Origin of the sequence: Oleiagrimonas soli (assembly GCF_000761445.1) — a bacterium.
Taxonomy (GTDB): domain Bacteria; phylum Pseudomonadota; class Gammaproteobacteria; order Xanthomonadales; family Rhodanobacteraceae; genus Oleiagrimonas; species Oleiagrimonas soli.
In genome coordinates this window covers 1,626,885-1,644,581 of sequence record NZ_KN196470.1, presented here as the reverse complement: position 1 = coordinate 1,644,581, position 17,697 = coordinate 1,626,885, and the positions used below count along the sequence as shown (strand labels likewise).

The 17,697-nt window shown below is 64.5% G+C and carries 18 protein-coding genes; 10 read left to right on the top strand and 8 right to left on the bottom strand.

Annotated elements, in window-relative coordinates:
* Positions 1–16 precede the first annotated feature (16 nt).
* Positions 17–673, bottom strand: coding sequence for a flavin reductase family protein (locus tag LF63_RS07100; protein WP_052394813.1), 657 nt, complete (start codon positions 671–673; stop codon positions 17–19).
* Entirely contained in the window at positions 670–1,374 is a 705-nt protein-coding gene (locus LF63_RS07095) for a hypothetical protein (RefSeq protein ID WP_043100623.1), read from the bottom strand. The genes LF63_RS07100 and LF63_RS07095 overlap by 4 nt, the downstream gene beginning before the upstream one ends.
* A 190-nt stretch (positions 1,375–1,564) precedes the next feature.
* Here LF63_RS07095 and LF63_RS07090 point away from each other — a divergent pair, with 190 nt between their 5' ends.
* The 5 genes from LF63_RS07090 to LF63_RS07070 all read left to right on the top strand — a co-directional run bounded on the left by LF63_RS07090 (position 1,565) and on the right by LF63_RS07070 (position 8,009).
* The gene (locus LF63_RS07090) at positions 1,565–2,560 is read left to right on the top strand and encodes an LLM class flavin-dependent oxidoreductase (protein ID WP_043100622.1); all 996 of its coding nucleotides are present in this window, start codon (positions 1,565–1,567) and stop codon (positions 2,558–2,560) included.
* 113 nt (positions 2,561–2,673) lie between these two features.
* Positions 2,674–4,293, top strand: coding sequence for a carboxylesterase/lipase family protein (locus LF63_RS07085; protein WP_043100619.1), 1,620 nt, complete (start codon positions 2,674–2,676; stop codon positions 4,291–4,293).
* 151 nt (positions 4,294–4,444) lie between these two features.
* Complete coding sequence (locus tag LF63_RS07080; protein ID WP_043100617.1) at positions 4,445–5,701, top strand: HD-GYP domain-containing protein; 1,257 nt, start codon at positions 4,445–4,447, stop codon at positions 5,699–5,701.
* Positions 5,702–5,708: 7 nt separating this feature from the next.
* Positions 5,709–7,040 carry a putative bifunctional diguanylate cyclase/phosphodiesterase gene (locus tag LF63_RS07075; protein ID WP_043100615.1) on the top strand — a complete coding sequence of 444 codons (1,332 nt, stop codon included), beginning with the start codon at positions 5,709–5,711 and terminating at the stop codon, positions 7,038–7,040.
* Between the two features lie 216 nt (positions 7,041–7,256).
* Positions 7,257–8,009, top strand: coding sequence for a DNA/RNA non-specific endonuclease (locus LF63_RS07070; RefSeq protein WP_043100613.1), 753 nt, complete (start codon positions 7,257–7,259; stop codon positions 8,007–8,009).
* 70 nt (positions 8,010–8,079) lie between these two features.
* Here the strand turns inward: LF63_RS07070 and LF63_RS07065 are convergent, their stop codons facing one another.
* Positions 8,080–8,535 carry an FKBP-type peptidyl-prolyl cis-trans isomerase gene (locus LF63_RS07065; protein WP_052394811.1) on the bottom strand — a complete coding sequence of 152 codons (456 nt, stop codon included), beginning with the start codon at positions 8,533–8,535 and terminating at the stop codon, positions 8,080–8,082.
* A 206-nt stretch (positions 8,536–8,741) separates the two neighbouring features.
* Here LF63_RS07065 and LF63_RS07060 point away from each other — a divergent pair, with 206 nt between their 5' ends.
* Positions 8,742–10,202, top strand: coding sequence for an alanine/glycine:cation symporter family protein (locus tag LF63_RS07060; RefSeq protein ID WP_043100611.1), 1,461 nt, complete (start codon positions 8,742–8,744; stop codon positions 10,200–10,202).
* Positions 10,203–10,254: 52 nt separating this feature from the next.
* Positions 10,255–11,232: a zinc transporter ZntB gene (locus LF63_RS07055; protein ID WP_043100610.1), complete on the top strand. Its 978-nt coding sequence runs from the start codon at positions 10,255–10,257 to the stop codon at positions 11,230–11,232.
* A gap of 45 nt (positions 11,233–11,277) precedes the next feature.
* On the opposite strand, the gene LF63_RS07050 is transcribed toward LF63_RS07055, so the two are convergent.
* Positions 11,278–11,742, bottom strand: a complete 465-nt coding sequence (locus LF63_RS07050) for a fasciclin domain-containing protein (RefSeq protein ID WP_235205285.1) — start codon at positions 11,740–11,742, stop codon at positions 11,278–11,280.
* Between the two features lie 308 nt (positions 11,743–12,050).
* Here LF63_RS07050 and LF63_RS07045 point away from each other — a divergent pair, with 308 nt between their 5' ends.
* On the top strand, positions 12,051–12,908 hold the full coding sequence (locus LF63_RS07045) for a UDP-2,3-diacylglucosamine diphosphatase (protein ID WP_043100606.1): 858 nt from the start codon (positions 12,051–12,053) through the stop codon (positions 12,906–12,908).
* Positions 12,909–12,967: 59 nt separating this feature from the next.
* Here the strand turns inward: LF63_RS07045 and LF63_RS07040 are convergent, their stop codons facing one another.
* From LF63_RS07040 to LF63_RS15820, 4 genes are all read right to left on the bottom strand, one after another.
* The gene (locus LF63_RS07040; protein WP_052394809.1) at positions 12,968–13,561 is read right to left on the bottom strand and encodes a hypothetical protein; all 594 of its coding nucleotides are present in this window, start codon (positions 13,559–13,561) and stop codon (positions 12,968–12,970) included.
* A gap of 76 nt (positions 13,562–13,637) precedes the next feature.
* Positions 13,638–14,507: an alpha/beta hydrolase gene (locus LF63_RS07035; RefSeq protein ID WP_052394808.1), complete on the bottom strand. Its 870-nt coding sequence runs from the start codon at positions 14,505–14,507 to the stop codon at positions 13,638–13,640.
* Between the two features lie 62 nt (positions 14,508–14,569).
* Positions 14,570–15,076 (bottom strand): GNAT family N-acetyltransferase, encoded by a 507-nt coding sequence (locus tag LF63_RS07030; RefSeq protein WP_043100605.1) that lies wholly within the window; start codon positions 15,074–15,076, stop codon positions 14,570–14,572.
* A gap of 283 nt (positions 15,077–15,359) precedes the next feature.
* Entirely contained in the window at positions 15,360–15,914 is a 555-nt protein-coding gene (locus tag LF63_RS15820) for a hypothetical protein (RefSeq protein WP_152569279.1), read from the bottom strand.
* Between the two features lie 230 nt (positions 15,915–16,144).
* On the opposite strand from LF63_RS15820, the gene LF63_RS07025 reads away from it, so the two are divergent.
* Positions 16,145–16,606 carry a hypothetical protein gene (locus LF63_RS07025; protein ID WP_043100603.1) on the top strand — a complete coding sequence of 154 codons (462 nt, stop codon included), beginning with the start codon at positions 16,145–16,147 and terminating at the stop codon, positions 16,604–16,606.
* A gap of 116 nt (positions 16,607–16,722) precedes the next feature.
* Positions 16,723–17,661, top strand: coding sequence for an SGNH/GDSL hydrolase family protein (locus tag LF63_RS07020; protein ID WP_200877539.1), 939 nt, complete (start codon positions 16,723–16,725; stop codon positions 17,659–17,661).
* Positions 17,662–17,697: the final 36 nt, after the last annotated feature.

The following is a 17,697-nucleotide window of genomic DNA, read 5'->3' as shown; positions in this document are numbered from 1 at the left end:
CCACATCGCTCCGCCGCTACGGCGCGCGACGATAGCGCTCGCGCGCTTCCTGCGGCGACCGCGGACGATGCATCTCGCGCATGGACGACGGACTCGTCACCGCATAGTCCGAAAGATACCCGGCGCGCTGCAGCAGACCGGCCGCCGCGGTATCGAACCGTCCCTCGCGCAGGAACGCCGTGTCGATGTGCACGGCCACGACCTGGCCGAACACGACGTAGCTGCCGGTCGTGGCGCCATCGATGTCCTTGAGCCGGATCACGTCGAGCACGCGGCACTCCAGCGCCGCCGGCGATTCGGCCACGCGGTCGACATCCACGCAACGGCACGGCGCGGGCGTCAGCCCCATCGCACGCAATTCGTCCTCGCCATGCGCGAAGTTCGCCGCCGAACCGTTCATGGCATCGGCCAACGCCTCCGTCGCGACGTTGTAGACGAACGCGCCGGTCGCCTGTGCATTGCGCACGGTGTCCTTGTAGCCGCTGCTGCCGAACGCCAGCACCGGCGGCGTGTCGCTGACTGCATTGAAGAAGCTGTATGGCGCCAGATTGCCGCGCCCCTGCGCGTCGCGCGTGGAAATCCAGCCGATCGGCCGCGGCGCCACGATGGCCTTGAACGGATCGTGCGGCAGACCGTGGCCCTGCGCGACTTCGTAGGAATAGGTGTCGTTCACTGCGTACTCTTGGTTGGGTCCGGGTTTGTAGGCGAACCATCCTGCCCGGCTTCGCGCTGGCGGATCAACGCCTCGCTCAGCCAGTGGATGTAACTCTGGCGGCGCATGCGTTGCAGAAAAATCACGCTGCCGAACAGATAAAAAGTGATAAGCAGCACGATCAACGCGACATGCACGGGATCGATGCGTACCGGCCACCAGGCATGAACATCCTTGAATTGCAGATACAGCGCGACGAGTAGCGGCAAGGGGCCAAGGCGATCGATGGGGCCGAACATCCAGTTCATCCCCTGCGTGAACGTCAGACTGCGATCACGCACGAACCGCAGATGCCGTTCCAGTTCCTGCGCGGGAAAACTACCGAGCCAGACCAGCACCGGCATAGCCTGCTCGAAGAACGCGTCCAACTCACGCGCATCGTTGCGCAACGGGTGACGGAACGGGTGCCAGTGATTGCGTAGAAACTGAAAGGACAAAACCAAGAGTCCCAGAATCTCAATAGAAAACCCCACCAGGGAAAGCACCCGTGCGGGCATGGCATGCAGATAGGTGGCCGCCCCGTATCCGACCACCACGCCAACCAGCAAAAGCGCCGTTCCCCAACGAGCCAGAAGGATGCTTTTCCTGGGTTCGTCACGCGTAGCGCCGAATGTCTCCAGACGCTGGTCGAGACTCTCGAACGTAAACGTCTCGGCATCCATGCATGCCCCCTACCCGTTGCTGCGGTCGCCCCCATGAGTCCGCACACGGCACACATGTTTGCACATGGAATGCCCGTCACGGTCTTTCGTTCCGGCGCACAAACGCCGCACGTCCGGCCACGGCATCCGGGCATTGGCCTCGTCCCGCATCGTCCCCATGTGAGGCCTAGGCTCTCCCCGGACGTACCGCATGACCCCCTTTTCCGTACTCGACCTGGCCCCGATCACCGAGGGCAGCGACGCCTCCCAGGCCTTCCGCAACACCGTCGATCTGGCGCGCCACGCCGAGGCGCTCGGTTACCGGCGCTACTGGCTGGCCGAACACCACAACATGCCCGGCATAGCCAGCGCTGCGACATCGGTCCTGATCGGTCATGTGGCGGCGGCCACTTCGACGATCCGCGTCGGTGCGGGCGGCATCATGCTGCCCAACCATTCGCCGCTGCAGGTGGCCGAGCAGTTCGGCACGCTCGCGGCGCTGCATCCGGGCCGTATCGATCTCGGTCTCGGCCGTGCGCCCGGCACCGACCACGCCACGGCGCGCGCGCTGCGTCGCTATTTCGACCAGGCCGATGCTTTCCCTGACGACGTGCTGGAACTGCTGAGCTACTTTGAACCGGCCGTGCCCGGTCAGTCGGTGCGCGCCGTGCCCGGCGCCGGTCTCGCGGTCCCGGTGTGGCTGCTGGGTTCGAGCCTGTTCAGCGCCCGTCTGGCGGCCCGTCTGGGCTTGCCGTTCGCCTTTGCCTCGCACTTCGCGCCAGACGCAATGGACGAAGCGCTGGCGGTGTACCGCCGCGATTTCCGTCCCTCGACGCGACTCGCCTCGCCGTACGCGATGCTCGGTATCAACGTGGTTGCCGCCGACACGGACGCCGAGGCCCGTCGACTGTTCACCACGCAGCAGCAGAGCTTCATCCGCCTGCGCCGCGGCACGCCGGGGCTGATTCCGCCGCCCATCGACGACATCGAGGCGTTCTGCACGCCGCAGGAACTTCATGGCCTGGAGCGCACGCTGGCCTGCGCCGCCGTCGGCTCGCCGGACACCGTGCGCGAACATCTCGGTGCCTTCATCGAGCGGCACAAGCCGGATGAACTGATCATGGTCGCGAACATCTTCGATCCTGACGCGCGCAAGCACTCCTACCGCATCGCGGCACAGGCACGAGACGATCTCTCCGCGACCTGAGGCCGCATACGAAAACCGACCGCCGCGAGCGCCGGGCACAGAAGCGGGCCGTGGCGACTTGCAAGCGTTTCCATGCGCGCGATACTGGACGTTCCCCACCCAGGAACGCACGCATGCCCCGACACGACACGTCCCGCTCCCGCCGTAGGCTACTGCCCATTCTGCTTGGTCTGACGGCGCTCGCACCCGGCCTTGCGCTTGCCGCTGCGCCACCGCGCGCCACGGTGCAGAGCGGCGTGCTGGAAGGCAAGCACATGCAGGTCGATGGCGTGACACTGAATGCGTTCCAAGGCATCCCTTACGCAGCACCGCCGGTCGGCACGCTGCGCTGGAAGCCGCCGCAGCCACAGGCGCACTGGAACGGTGTGCGCACGGCCACCGCTTTCGGGCCGCGCTGCATGCAGCGCGCCATCTTCAGCGACATGCGCTTCCGCTCGAACGGCATGAGCGAGGACTGCCTGTACCTCAACGTATGGGCGCCGGCCAACGCGAGCGGCAAGAAGCTGCCGGTATTGGTGTACTTCTTCGGCGGCGGCTTCATCGCCGGCGACGGCTCGGAATATCGCTACGACGGCGCGAGTCTGGCCGCACGCGGCATCGTCACGGTGACCGTCAACTACCGCCTGGGCGTATTCGGTTTCCTGGCCCTGCCCGCGCTCAGCGCCGAATCCCCACACCACGCCAGCGGCAACTACGGCCTGCTCGACCAGAACGCCGCGCTGCGCTGGGTGCGCGCCAACATCACGGCGTTCGGCGGCGATCCCAACCGCATCACCATCGGCGGTGAATCGGCCGGCTCGATCTCGGTGCATGCGCAGATGGCTTCGCCACTGTCGCGCAAGCTGATCGCCGGCGCCATCGGCGAGAGCGGCGCCCTGATCGCGCCGATTTCGCCACTGCCGTTGAGCGCCGCCGAACAGCGCGGCACGCAATTCATGAAACAGGTCGACGCCAACTCGCTCAAGGCGCTGCGTGCCATGCCGGCCCAGGCCCTGCTGCAGGCTACCGGCGCCAAGGACGCGGTGTCGTTCGACCCCGACATCGACGGCTATTTCCTCACGGAGCCGCCGGTCGACACCTTCGGCAAAGGTCAACAGGCGCGCGTGCCGCTGCTGGTCGGCTCCAATTCGCAAGAAGGGTTCTACACCGCCATCCTCAGGGACGCCGCGCCCACGCCCGCGAATTACAAAGCCGCGCTGCACAAGCTGTTCGGCGCTCAAGCGTCAGCGGCATTGAAGCTCTATCCGGGCCACAACGCGGCCCAGGTCAAACGCTCCGCCACGGCGCTGGCTGGCGACATGTTCATCGCCCACAGCACCTGGCGCTGGATGAACCAGCAGCGCCAGACCGGCAACGCGCCGGTGTACTACTACTACTTCGATCAGGCGCGCCCGCTGAAGCGCGACGCCAAACCCGGCGACGCCCCCGACCCGGGCGCCGTGCACAGCGGCGAGATCGAATATGCGCTGGGCAACCTGGACAGCAACCCCGTCTATGCCTGGACGGCCGCGGACCGCAAGGTCTCGCGCATCATGGAAAGCTACTTCGCGAACTTCATCCGGACCGGCGATCCCAACGGTCGCGGCCTGCCGGTCTGGCCTGCGGTACGCAAGGCGCGCGGTGGCCTGCTGCGGCAGCACATCGGCACGCCGACGCGGAGCTACCCGGATCAGAACACTGCCCGACAGCATTTCCTGACCACCTATTTCGCACACCGGCCCAGCGCTTTGTGAGTCCCGCAGATCGCCGCGTCCGTGCCCCGGACGCGGCGGCGGAACAGAGAGCCAGCACATTGACGCCACATGATTTTTTGCTTTGTTCCAGGCCGTGGCTGCGCTAGGCTTGAAGTGTTGAACAGGGGGTGGGTGTTCCCAACGGGTTCGAATGAACGCCTCAGAACAGGAATTCAAGATCAGCTCGAAAGGCCTGCAGGTGGGCATGTATGTGTCCCGGCTGGATCGTCCCTGGCTGGCAACGCGATATGCGCTGGAAGGTCGCCTGATCAGGTCGGAAACCGACGCGCATGAAATCGGCAAACTGTGCGCCTACGTCTATATCGACGCCTCGCGCGGCATTTCGCCCGATCCGCGGTACATCCTCATCGATCCGCCCGCGAAGTCGGCCCGCGAACAGGCGCGCCGGGAAATCCGCGCGTTGCGCAAGACCACGTGGACCGATACCCAGACCTTCGCCGAGGAAATACCGCAGGCGGAAAAGGCTCACCACGAAATCCGCGTAACGATCGACGAGGTCATGCAGGACCTGCAGCGCGGCCGCAATCTGCAACTCGACCGGCTGCGCGAGGGCGTGGATGCGATGATCGAATCGATCACGCGCAACCCGACCGCGTTCAGCTGGCTCAAAGAGATCAAGCGCAAGGACGGCTACGCTTATCACCATGCGCTGGCCTGCTCGGTCTGGGCCGCCAGCTTCGGCCGGCATCTCGGCCTCAACCGCGACGAGTTGTCCGAACTGGCGCTGGCCGGCCTGCTGTTCGACGTCGGCAAGTCTCGTGTCGACTCGCAGATCATGGTGTCGCACTCGCCCTACGACGACGTTCAGCATCAGACCATGCGCATGCATGTGCAGCACAGCCTGGACATCCTCAACGAGGCGTCGGGCGTGCAGGTCTCGCAACGCATCATCGACGCCGTGGCCACGCATCACGAGCGTCATGACGGCAGTGGCTACCCGCATGGACTGAAGAACGGCTCGATCCCGATGTTCGGCCGCATTCTCGGCCTGATCGACAGCTACGACGCCATGACCAACATCCGCCCGCACATGGGCAGCCGCTCGCCGCATCAGGCGGTGATGCACCTGTACGATGCGCGCGACCAGCTTTTCCAGGCCGAACTGGTCGAGCAGTTCATCCAGACCAGCGGCATCTATCCCACCGGTTCGCTGGTGGAGCTGACCGACGGACGCGTCGGCGTGGTCACCGCGGTGCACAGCCTGAAACGCCTGCGCCCGACCGTCATGCTGCTGCTCGATGCCGACAAACGCCCGCTGTCGGAATTCGCATCGCTCGATCTCGGGGCCCTGCCCGACGAAGAGGGGGGCCGCGCCGCACTGGCCATCCGTTCCGGTCTGCCGCAAGGCGCCTACGGCATCGATGCCAGCCAACTGTTCCTCGACTGAGCCGGGCATGATCGACGAACGGGATCTTCTTACCGGCCTGCCCTCGCGACGCGTGTTCCTGAAGCGGCTTGCTCAGCGCATCATCCGCACCAGTGAAATCCAGGGGAAAATGGCCCTGGTCGTGATCGATATTGCCGGCTTCACGCAGATCAATATCGCCCACGGTTACGAGGCCGGCGACCGCGCCCTGCGCCATCTCGCCGCACAACTGCGCGAGGTCGCGCGCACCGGCGATTTCGTCGCTCGCATCGGCGACAACCGTTTCGCGCTCGTGCTGACCCAGGTACTCAATCACGGCCATGTCGAGCTGGCGATCCACAAGCTGCAGCGGCTGCTGGAAACGCCGATGGAGGTCGGCGAACGGCAGGTGTCGCTGCGCATCAGGGCCGGTGCCGCGCTGTGTCCGGAGCACGCCAGCCATGCCGAATTCCTGATGCGCCAGGCGGAAACGGCGCTCATCGCCGCGCGTCGCGAGCACATGCCCTACAAGGTACTCGACATGCACGCCGCACCCAGCCTCGAACTGTCCGAGCAGTGGCAGCTCGAGATGGAGTTCGAGCATGCGATCGAGCGCGGCGAGTTGCGCATGCATTACCAGCCGCAGGTGCATCTGCGCAGCGGTCGTCCGATCGGTGCGGAGGCCCTGATGCGCTGGAATCGGCGGGACGGCGACCCCGTCTCGCCGGAAGTCTTCATTCCCATCGCCGAACGCATCGGCAAGATCAAGCCGCTGACCATCTGGGCGCTCAACACCGCGCTGCGGCAAGCCAGCGAGTGGCCGAAGGATCACGGATCGCTGTCGATCTCGCTGAACCTGCCGAGCGAATTGGCCATCCAGCCCGACCTGCCCGAACTGGTGCAGAACGCGCTGCAGCTGTGGGGCAAACCGCATATCCAGCTGATGCTGGAAATTTCCGAGCATTCGCTGATGGACCGGCACCGCGGTCGCGACATCCTGATGCAGCTGCGCGCGTTGGGCGTGCGCATCTCCATCGACGATTTCGGCACCGGCTATTCCTGCCTGGCCTACTTCAAGAGCATTCCCGCCGACGAGCTGAAGATCGACAAGTCCTTCATCGGCGAACTGTTGAGCGACGCGGCAAGCCTGGACATCACCGTGCTCATCATCGAACTCGCGCACCGCTTCGGCCTGAATGTGGTGGCCGAGGGGGTGGAGAACACGCGCACGCTGCAGGTGCTGCGCAACCATGGCTGCGAGATTGGCCAGGGCTACCTGTTCAGCCGTCCGTTGCCCGCCGCGGCCATGGCCGCCTGGCTGCGCGAACAGCCCCGAAGGCACGCTCCGGCCGTCTCGCCAAAACCTGTCGAACGCGGCTGAAAGCGCTTTACGAATCGCCGCCCGTCGCGCTGCGCGCATGACCGAGCGTCGCGCTTGCAAATTCCGCCGCCGCATGACTACGCCGCCGGAAAATCGTGTGCCGCATCACGCTTCCGCATCATTACGGTCGCGAACGCCGTACGGTCATCGCGCCATCACAAATCTGCAAACCGCACTGCCTAGCTTGACCGCTCCAACCACTCACGGAAGCGCGTCATGCAATGGATCCGTCTTGTTGCCGCCCTCGGTTTGCTGGCCGCTTCGGGCAGCGTGTTCGCCAGCACCGCCTGTCCCAACTTCTTCGTTGGCGGCGATGAACCGGCCATCGCGGCCTCGCTGACCACGCGCACCACCGAGGTCTGCCACACCGAATACGTCATCCTCGATTCGGGCGTTACCAAGGGACCGCTGTACTCGGCGCAGCACCTGACGGCCGCGCAAGTCGCCGGCGCCGAAGCCATCAGCCGCTATGGTTCGTTCCATCAGGAAAAGGGCATTCCCTACGCCGACCGCTCGCAGAGTTCGGATTACACCAACAGCGGCTACGACCGCGGCCACATGACGCCAGCCGGCGACGAATCCACGCTCGACAGCGAGTACGAGTCTTTCTCGATGGGCAACATCGTACCGCAGGTGCACACGCTCAACGCGGGCAACTGGGCCAGGATCGAGGCCGACGTGCGCGACCTGGCCACCCAGCTCGGCGAAGTCTACGTGGTCACCGGTCCGGCCTTCGCCGACAGCCACGTGCCGACCATCGGCACCCATCAAGTCTGGGTGCCCGAGTACACCTGGAAAGCCGTCTACGAGCCGGGCATCGGTGCTGGCGCTTACGTGTGCACCAACGACACCAAACAGACCTGCACCGTGGTGTCGATCGACGACATCACCGCGCTGACCGGCGTCGATCCGTTCCCGATGCTGTCCGGCTCGATCAAGGCCAACGCGATCAGTCTGCCGACGCCCTGAGGGCGCGCACGCATCAGGGAAGAACGCGCGACGGCGGCCACGGACGGCCGCCACTTTTTTGCCCACCGGATCAGCGCGTCTGCGCGTCGACCAGCTCGACGTCGAACACCAGCGACGCGCCGGGCGGAATCACGCCACCGGCGCCACGGTCGCCGTAGGCCAGTGCAGCGGGAATCAGCAGCGTGCGCTTGCCGCCCACGCGCATGCCGGCCACGCCCTGATCCCAGCCCGGAATCACCTGCCCTTCGCCCAGTACGAACGAGAACGGCGCGCTGCGGGTACGCGAGGTATCGAACTGGGTACCATGCTTGTCCGTCTTGCGGTCGTCGTAGAGCCAACCGGTGTACTGCACCAGCACGTCCATGCCGGGCTTGGCTTCCTTGCCCGTGCCGACAGCGCGGTCGATCACGGTCAACTTGTCGACCTGACCGTGCAGCTCGACCTTCGGCGGCGCCTTGCAGGCGGGAATCATCGCCAGCAACGCCAGCAGCGCGCTGCCGGCAAGAACGTTCTTCAACAGATGCATGATTCGCTCGCAATGGGCGGCGACGCTCGACGTCACCGCATGGAAACCCTGGTCGCGCCGACGGCGCGAAGCTCCGGAACCGTCCGGAAACTGCGAACGAGCATACCCAATGCACACGTTCGCCGCTGCCCACTCCAGCCGCTCGCACACGGCATCGGCATCAGGCACTCTAGCCCTCGAGAGGAGACGATTGGGGAATCATCTGCATGCAAGCCGTGATCGACACGTTGAACGACTGGATCTGGAGTCTGGCGCTGATTGTCCTGTGCCTGGGCGCCGGACTGTATTTCTCCATCCGCACCCGCTTCATGCAGGTACGCAGCCTCCGCGAGATGATGCGTCTGCTGTTCGCCGGCGGTTCGTCCAAGGCCGGGATCTCGTCGTTCCAGGCGCTGGCGATGTCGCTGTCCGGACGCGTCGGCGTGGGCAACATCGCCGGCGTCGCCACCGCGATCTTCTCCGGCGGCCCGGGCGCGGTGTTCTGGATGTGGGTGATGGCGCTGCTGGGCGCGTCGACGGCCTACGTCGAATCGACCCTGGCGCAGATCTACAAAGAGAAGGACGACGAAGGACGCTACCGCGGCGGCCCGGCGTACTTCATCGAAAAGGGCATGGGCCAGAAGTGGTACGCGTGGATTTTCGCCGTGGCGACCATCGTCTCGTGCGGCTTCCTGCTGCCCGGCGTGCAAGCCAGCGAAATCGCTGGCGGTCTGCAGAACGCCTGGGGCATCGAACCGTGGATCACCGCACTGGCGCTGATGGCGCTGCTGGCCTTCATCATCTTCGGCGGCGTTACCCGTATCGCGCATTTCGCGCAGGTGGTGGTGCCGTTCATGGCCATCGGCTACCTGCTGATCGCGTTGGTGATCCTGGGACTCAACGCCCACGCGCTGCCGAAGATGTTCAAGCTCATCATCGACAGCGCGTTCGGCGCCAACGCCATCTTCGGCGGCATGCTCGGCACGGCCATCGAATGGGGCGTCAAGCGCGGCATCTACTCCAACGAGGCCGGTCAGGGCACCGCGCCGCACGCGGCGGCCGCGGCCGAGGTTTCGCATCCCGCCAAACAGGGCTACGTGCAGGCCTTCTCGGTCTACATCGACACCCTGCTGGTGTGCTCGGCGACCGCCTTCATGATCCTGTCCACCGGCATGTACAACGTGCAGGCGCCGGACGGCCGCACGCTGTACGAGGGCCTGCCCGGCGTCGACGCCGGTGCCGGCTACGCGCAGTCGGCGGTGGAGACGCTGGCGCCCGGTTTCGGCGCCGGCTTCGTCGCGCTGGCGCTGCTGTTCTTCGCCTTCACCACGATCATGGCCTATTACTACATGGCCGAAACCAACATCGCCTACATCAACCGCAAGGTGCACCGTCCGTGGCTGACGTTTGCGCTGCGGCTGGCGATCCTCGCCGCCGTCGCCGTCGGCATTCTTCGCGCCGGCGGTTCGGCGTGGACGCTGGGCGACATCGGCGTGGGCGTGATGGCGTGGCTCAACATCGTCGCGATCCTGATCCTGCAACGCCCGGCGCTGCGCGCGCTGCGCGACTACGAGGCGCAGAAGAAGCAGGGCCTCGATCCCACCTTCGATCCCGAGGCGCTGGGCATCCGCAACGCGGATCTGTGGCGTGGTGCATCCGCGCCCAAGCCCGATGCAGGAGAGATCTGATCGCGCTATCGGGCTGCACTACACTGGGGGCAGCCCGACCGAGAACGCATCCATGGACGAACAAGAAGGCCTGATCTACGCCGGCATCCTCGACGGCAAAGGCGGCGCACGGCGCGTCGGCTGGAGCGACGTGACCGAATGGCGCGAAACCGACGGCCCGTTGTGGGTCCATCTCGACCATAGCCAGCCCGCCGCACGGCGCTGGGTGCTGGAACAGAGCGGTATCGACGAGTTCGCCGCACAAGCCCTGTTGAGCGAAGAAACCCGACCGCGCGCGACCAACATCGGCGACGCCACGCTGGTGTTCCTGCGCGGCGTGAATCTCAATCCCGGCTCGCAGCCCGAGGACATGGTCTCGATCCGCATCTGGATCGAGAAGCACCGCATCATCACCCTGCGTCGACGCACCCTGCTCTCGGTCACCGACGTGCTGCAGAGCTTCGACACCCATAACGGTCCCAAGAGCGCGAGCAGCTGCCTGGCCCGCGTGATCGGCCGCATGATCGCGCGCATGCAGAGCGTGATCGACGATCTTCAGGACCGTGCCGCGGAAGTCGAAGAAGACGTGCTGTCCGATCAGAGCGGCGCCGACCTGCGCAGCGTGCTGGCGTCGATCCGGCGCGAGACCATCACCCTGCGCCGCTATCTGTCTCCGCAGCGCGAGGCCATGACCCGTCTGTACGCCGATGAGCATCCCTGGATCGGTGCGCGCGAACGCAGCCGGCTACGCGAGTCCGCGGACCAACTGCAGCGTTACCTGGAAGATCTCGACTCGGTGCGCGACCGTGCGCTGGTCACGCACGAGGAACTGGCCAACCGCCTGTCCGAGCAGATGAACGCCCGCATCTACCTGCTCTCGCTGGTGGCCGCGCTGTTCCTGCCGCTGAGCTTTTTCACCGGCCTGCTCGGCATCAACGTCGGCGGCATTCCCGGCACCGACAACAAGGCCGCCTTCGCCATCGTGGTGCTGTTCCTGCTCGTGGTGATCGGACTGCAGCTGGCCTACTTCAAATCCCGCAAATGGTTCTGAGCTCGGTCCGCGCGCGATGCGTGCATCGCGCGCGGACCGGACAATTCAGATTTCCGGCGGCATCAGCACCGTATCGACCACGTGGATGACGCCGTTGCTGCTGTAGACATCGGCTCCGGTCACCGTGGCATCCGCCACGTAAAGCGTCCCGCCGCGTGCGCTGAGCGGCAGACTCGTGCCATGGAGCGTGTTGGCGGAATCCATGGTCATGGCCTGCGCGGACATGACCTTCCCTGCCACCACGTGATGCAGCAGAAGCGCACGCAGCTTGTCGCGGTTTTCCGGTTTGAGCAGATCGTCGACAGCGCCCGGCGGCAATTTCTCGAACGCTGCGTCGGTCGGCGCGAAGACCGTGTACGGACCCGAACCTCGCAATGTTTCGTCCAGTTCGGCCGCCTGGATGGCGGCCACCAGCGTGGCATGCTGGCCGGTGCTCATGGCGGTGGAGACAATGTCTTTCTTCTGATGGTGCTTGTCCCCTGCCATCGCGGGAACGGCGACAAACGCCAACAGCAGAAACGCGATGGACACAAGCTTGCGAAAGTGGGCATTCATGATGACGGAACTCCGAATCGTGCATGGATGGACACGTGCGCGGCGGACGCGACACGTTTGCCCAGATTGCTCGTGAAGCGCTTCCTGGCGCGTTAAAAATCCTTTCATAATCAATAAAATGAAAAGTCATTCGATCTAGACATTTCGGTCGAACGGGCCGCCAAAGCAAGCGCCCGGCGCAACACGATTGCAACCGCAGCGCCATCGTAGCGTTACCTGCGCCATCGATACTGGCACCCCGGTAGCCACCGGGGAGCTCCGCCATGTCGCGCACGACCTTCCGATCCGTCTTCCTCTCGGACGTGCATCTGGGCACGCCCGACTGCAAGGCCACCTACCTGCTCGACTTCCTGCGCAGCGTGCGTTGCGAGCAGCTGTATCTGGTCGGCGACATCATCGACCTGGAAGCGCTCTCGCGACGCCGCTGGTGGCACAGCGACCACAGCGAAGTGCTGCTGACGCTGCTCGACATGGCCCGCCGCGGTATCCGCGTCACCTACATCCCCGGCAACCACGACGCCATGCTGCGAGGATTGGCCGGCGAATCCTTCGGCGGCATCCGCATCGCGCTGGACGCGGAACACATCGGCGCGGACGGTCGCCGCTACCGTGTCAGCCACGGCGACGAATACGATCCCGAACATGTTGGTCGCGGCTGGATGCTGTGGCTGGGCGAGACGCTGCATCGCATGGTCTGCTGGACCAACCGCCGGCTGCACGCCTGGCGGCGGCGGCGCGCCAAGCCCTATCTGCCACTGTCGATCATCGTCAAGTCGCACATCGGCCGCGCGCTGGCCTACATCCGCGCCTACGAGGCTCGCGTGGCGGCTCGCGCACGCGCGGAGGGCTATGACGGCCACATCTGCGGGCACATCCATTTCGGTCACGTGCGCCGCATCGACGGCGTGCTGTACCTCAACGACGGCGACTGGGTGGAACACTGCACGGCGCTGGTCGAGGACCAGACCGGCGCCATGGAATTGCTGCACTGGTCGGACCACGCCACCGCGCTGGGACGCGCCAGCCGCGAGATCGTGCTGCCCTCGCCGGCCGCGGCGCTGGCGCTGGCGCCGCTGGCGGCCATGCAGCGCAATCTGGGCGAATTGCAGCGCAGCACCTGACATCGCCTGGCGTGCGCGCCGGCAGGCGGGTGTCGTGCCTGCCGGCGCGATGAAGCGGCTCAGCCGCCGTAACGACGCGGAATCGGCAAGTCGGCCCGCTCGGGTTGCCAGTAGATGGTCACCACCCACCAACGATGCCCGTCGTAGTACAGCTGGAAGCTGTTGATGCCGCGCTGGAACGGCTTGGCATCGGACTTCGCGTGGCGCGACGCGTACGTGCTGAACACCTGCGCGACCGCACCGTAGCGATCCACACTGCGATGCGTCTCGCGCTCGAAGAAGCCATGCTCGCGCATGTACGGTCCGGCCTTCTCGGCGAAGGTTTCCGGCGTCAGCGTGAGCGCGTGGTCGGCGCCCTGTTTGTCGCGCTGCACCGCAATCAAGCGCGCGCCAGGCAGGAACAGCGAGCGGAATCGATCCCAGTCGCGCGCCTGTCCGGCCGGGCCGGAAATGACGTCGTACACCGCATGCATGATGGCGTTCATCGACTTCACGTCGGACGCCCGCGCGGGCGGTGGCGCGGCAGGCTTGGCAGTCGCCTCGGCGGACGACGATGACGACGACGGCTGCTGCGCCAGCGCCGGATGCGGCGAGGCGCAAATCAGCGCCAGCGCGCCGGCCGCGACCCACGTTCGTATGGACGGTACATGCATGACAGGCTCTCCCCGGAATCGGTCCCGATACGGACCCATGCACCTATCTACGCCAACCGCGGCGTGAAGTCCCGTGTCATTGGGCATGGGCGTCCAGCAGCACGCGCAAGCCACGGGTGACGCCGGCCGGAAACACGCTGTTGTGCGTTTCCCGGTCCAGCACGCGCACCGCACCGTCAAAATGCTCGTAGCCATGTGCACGGATGCGCCGCAGCAGTTCGCGCGCATCGTCGACCATCGCATGACTCGGCGGCGGCTGATTCTCGTACGCGCCGATCACCATGTAGACGCGCGCCGGCAGATCCTTGTGCGTCTTTGCGTACGTCGCCTCGACATCGAAGATCGTCTTGTCGTCGTACCACAGCGACGGACTGACCAGCACGTAGTTGCGGAACGCCTCGGGGCGCGTCAGCAGCACGTAGGCGCCGAACAGGCCGCCGAAGGAATGACCGACGAAGGTGCGATCGCGCGGATCGGCGCGCCAGTGCTTCTGCACGTAGGCGAACAGCTCGTCGGTGATGAAACGCCGAAAGGCCGCTCCGCCGCCGGAAAGCCGCTGCATCGCCGGACCGTACCCACCCCTCAGCGTGTGTGTGGGCGTGTAGTCGCGCGTGCGGTTGCGACGATAGGCATCGAGATCGCCGATCCCGCCCGGATAGGCGATACCGACCACGATGACCGGCGGCATGTTGCCGCGGTCGGCGAAATGCGTCGTCACCGCGGTGACGATGGGAAACGCATAATCGGCATCGAGCGTGTAGACGACTGGATAGCGCTTGTCCGGATGCCGCACGTAATCGCGCGGCAGCGAGACATACAGCACGTAGCGCTGCCCGTTGACGTGACTGACGAGGGTAACGACCCGGGTATTCGGCAACGCGTAGGGTTTGGCACCGACCGTTAGCGGAAGGCCCAGCAGGAACAGTAGCGCCAGACGACGAAACATGGTCGGGACGTCTCCTTCAGCGCGAGATCATGACGCGGCCCGAACACCGGACCGATGCGGACCTAGGCCGCGGTCTCGGCATCCAGCTCGCGCAGATAAAACAGATTGCAGCCGAAATGGCCGGTCGCGCCCATGCGCGAGGGAATGCGCTTAAAGCCCGACTTCAGGTACAGCGCCTGCGCGCCGTCCATACCGGTCAGCGTCTCGATGTAGCACTGCCGGTAGCCGAGTTCGCGCGCCGCCTGTAGGCATCGCGTCATCAACGCACGGCCCGCGCCACGACCGCGCAGTTCGGGAAGGAAATACATCTTGCGCAGTTCGCAGATCGTGCCGTCATCGCCCTGCAGCTTGCCGATGCCGCCCCCGCCCATGACTTTGCCTTCGCACTCGACCACGAAATACGCCGAGCCGGGCGTGGCATAGGCGGCATGCATGCCGTCCACTTCGGGGTCGTGGATCGCGAACCCTTCGCCGCCCGCGCCGAATTCCGGCATCACGGCGCGGATCACGCCTGCCATGACTTCATTGTCGATGGGTTGGATGGGCCGGATATGGAAAGCTTCACTCATGACGCGCCGTGTGCTCGTTGGATATCAAATTCGAGAATCCGAACTATGACACAGCGTGGATAGCGTGAGTTCTACAATCCGTCTGGAGTACGTAGGCTAGGAAGCATCCGCGCCGCCCCGCCGAGTAGCCGATACGTCGGGGCTGCCGACAGAGCAACTGCCGATCAGTCTTGCGCGCACGAAGAATATGAACCGCGGTTTGTCGTGCCAACTCAATGCAGAAGCACAGGCGTCATCTGCATTGAGCGATTCAAGCAAGCGGTAAAAAAAAATCCTGCCCAAATTATCGGCTTGATGTTATGGGAAGCGAGGTGCTGGAGGGCAACTGAAGCGGGCCACCGAAACTCACAGTCGGCGATCCGGTAGCATACCGATTCGCCAGACGCAGTTGATGCTGCGATGTATGCACCCAGTACCACGAACCTGTAGGCATCTGCTTGCTGTTCACATAGGCAAAGTGCACGGCATAGTTGCCGTCCGGATTGGCCTCTGCCTTCAACTGCATGCTCATCAAGAGCTGACTGGTCACCGGTTTGCCATGCTCGCGCGCAGGAGTCTTGATCATCGCACTCAGCGTCTTAGACAAGAGATCCTTGTATTTCGGCGATAAACGGAAGGCGGGGTCGACCTCTGTTACTTTGCCGTGTGTATTTATCGTTACAAGCACGGGGATGACACGTTTGGATGCTTTGTCCGAAGGTGTCTTGTCGGAAGAAGGCGTAGCACCCAGCGACAGTGCTGGTGCAATAAATAGTGCCATCACAATGGCATACAGAACCCACTGAGAACAACGCTTATAGTGCCTTGAAAGCGATATGGAATGCGTATTTGTTTTCACTTGTCCTTCTCCTTAGCTACTCCCTCTGTCAAGTTACACCCAAGCCATGGCCGCTACAATTAAATATTCGTTAAAAAAATCAAACTTGGGCTTAGATTCTTTGCAGACGGAAATCGTTTGAAAACACGCCACGCACCTCAAGTTCGACTCACTACCAGGCTCCGGGAACTTCCTACCATGGGTTTCATCCAATGCCTTACACGGTCCTTCAAGCTTGTCACGGAGTCGGCATGAATCTGGAACGCACATTGATCGCATGCCTCGCATGCCTGACTACCGCACCTGCACTGGCGCAATCGGCCTCGCACAAACCGCTGAATCTCGAACTGCCGCCGTCATCGATCCCCGCCGCCAGCAGCACCGCTCCGGCACATGCGACCAGCGCCCCTGCGCATGCGACGAGTAGCGCCTCCTCGCAACCCGGCGTGTATTACGGCGATACCAGCGGTCGCGTCGCCAGCGACACGCAGGACGACACGCCCAGTTGCGACGACTCCACCTACAACCAACCGCAAGTACACGGCAGCGTGGGCGCGGGCGTCATGGCCGGCAGCCACATGAGCGGTTCCTACCAGAGCGGTCGCGTGAACCTGTCCCAGGCCTTCGGCGATTGCGATCATCCGCGTGGCGGCATGAGCATCTCCATCGGCGTCAGTCAGGGACACTTCGACGGGCCGCACGAGCGACGCTGAAGGCATCGAGCCACCCCTCGAAACCGCACGCGCCGGCCCGCATCGAGTCGAACTTCGGTATGCGATCATCGGTGAAGGCATCATGCCTTCCCCATTGCACGTCCCCGGAGTGACCCATGAGATCGATCCTGTTTCCAGCCCGCATCCATTCGCGTCCCCGACGCGAGCGCATGATGGCGTGCGTGCTGCTGATGCTGGCGTTGATGTCGCTCGCGGCTGTCGCCAACGCGGCACAAGATGCGCCGCAGCGCATCCTGTTCATCGGCAACAGTTTCACCTACGGCGCGCATTCGCCGGTCTGGCGCTACCGCGCCGACACCGTGCACGACCTCAACGGCGACGGCGTCGGCGGCGTGCCGGCCCTGTTCAAGCTGTTCACCGAGGAAGCCGGTCTGCACTACGACGTCAGCCTGGAGACCGACGCGGGGCAGACGCTGAAGTTCCATTTCGAGCATCGCGCCGACCGCTTCGACCGCGCCTGGGACCATGTGGTGATGCAGGAATACAGCACCCTGAGTCCGACGCAACCGGGCGATCCCCGGAACTTCCAGCGTTACGCGGACAAGCTTGCCGCGCTCTTCCACGCACGCAATCCGAAGGTCGACATCCGCCTGCTGGCAACCTGGTCGCGTCCGGATCAGACCTACCGCAAGGGCGGTCACTGGCACGGTCAGCCGATCCAGGCCATGGGTCGCGATCTGTACGCGGCCTACCGCCAGGTTGCCGACGGCAACCCCGCCATCGACGGCGTGATTCCGCTGGGGCTGGCCTTCAACCGCGCCATCGCGATGGGCGTGGCCGATCCGAATCCCTACGACGGCATCGCTTTCGGTCAGATCGACCTGTGGGCGTACGACCACTACCACGCCAGCACCTACGGCTATTACCTCGAGGCGCTGATGGATTTCGGCGCCATTACCGGCAAAGACCCACGCATGCTCGGGCGCGATGAGAAAGCCGCTCGGGAGCTTGGCATATCACCCGACCAGGCCCACGCCCTGCAAACGGTCGCTCAACGTCAATTGCACCTGGAAGCGCTTCGGAACCCGAAGTAAACCGGTCACTGCCAACCCAGCGGGCTTTGACATGAA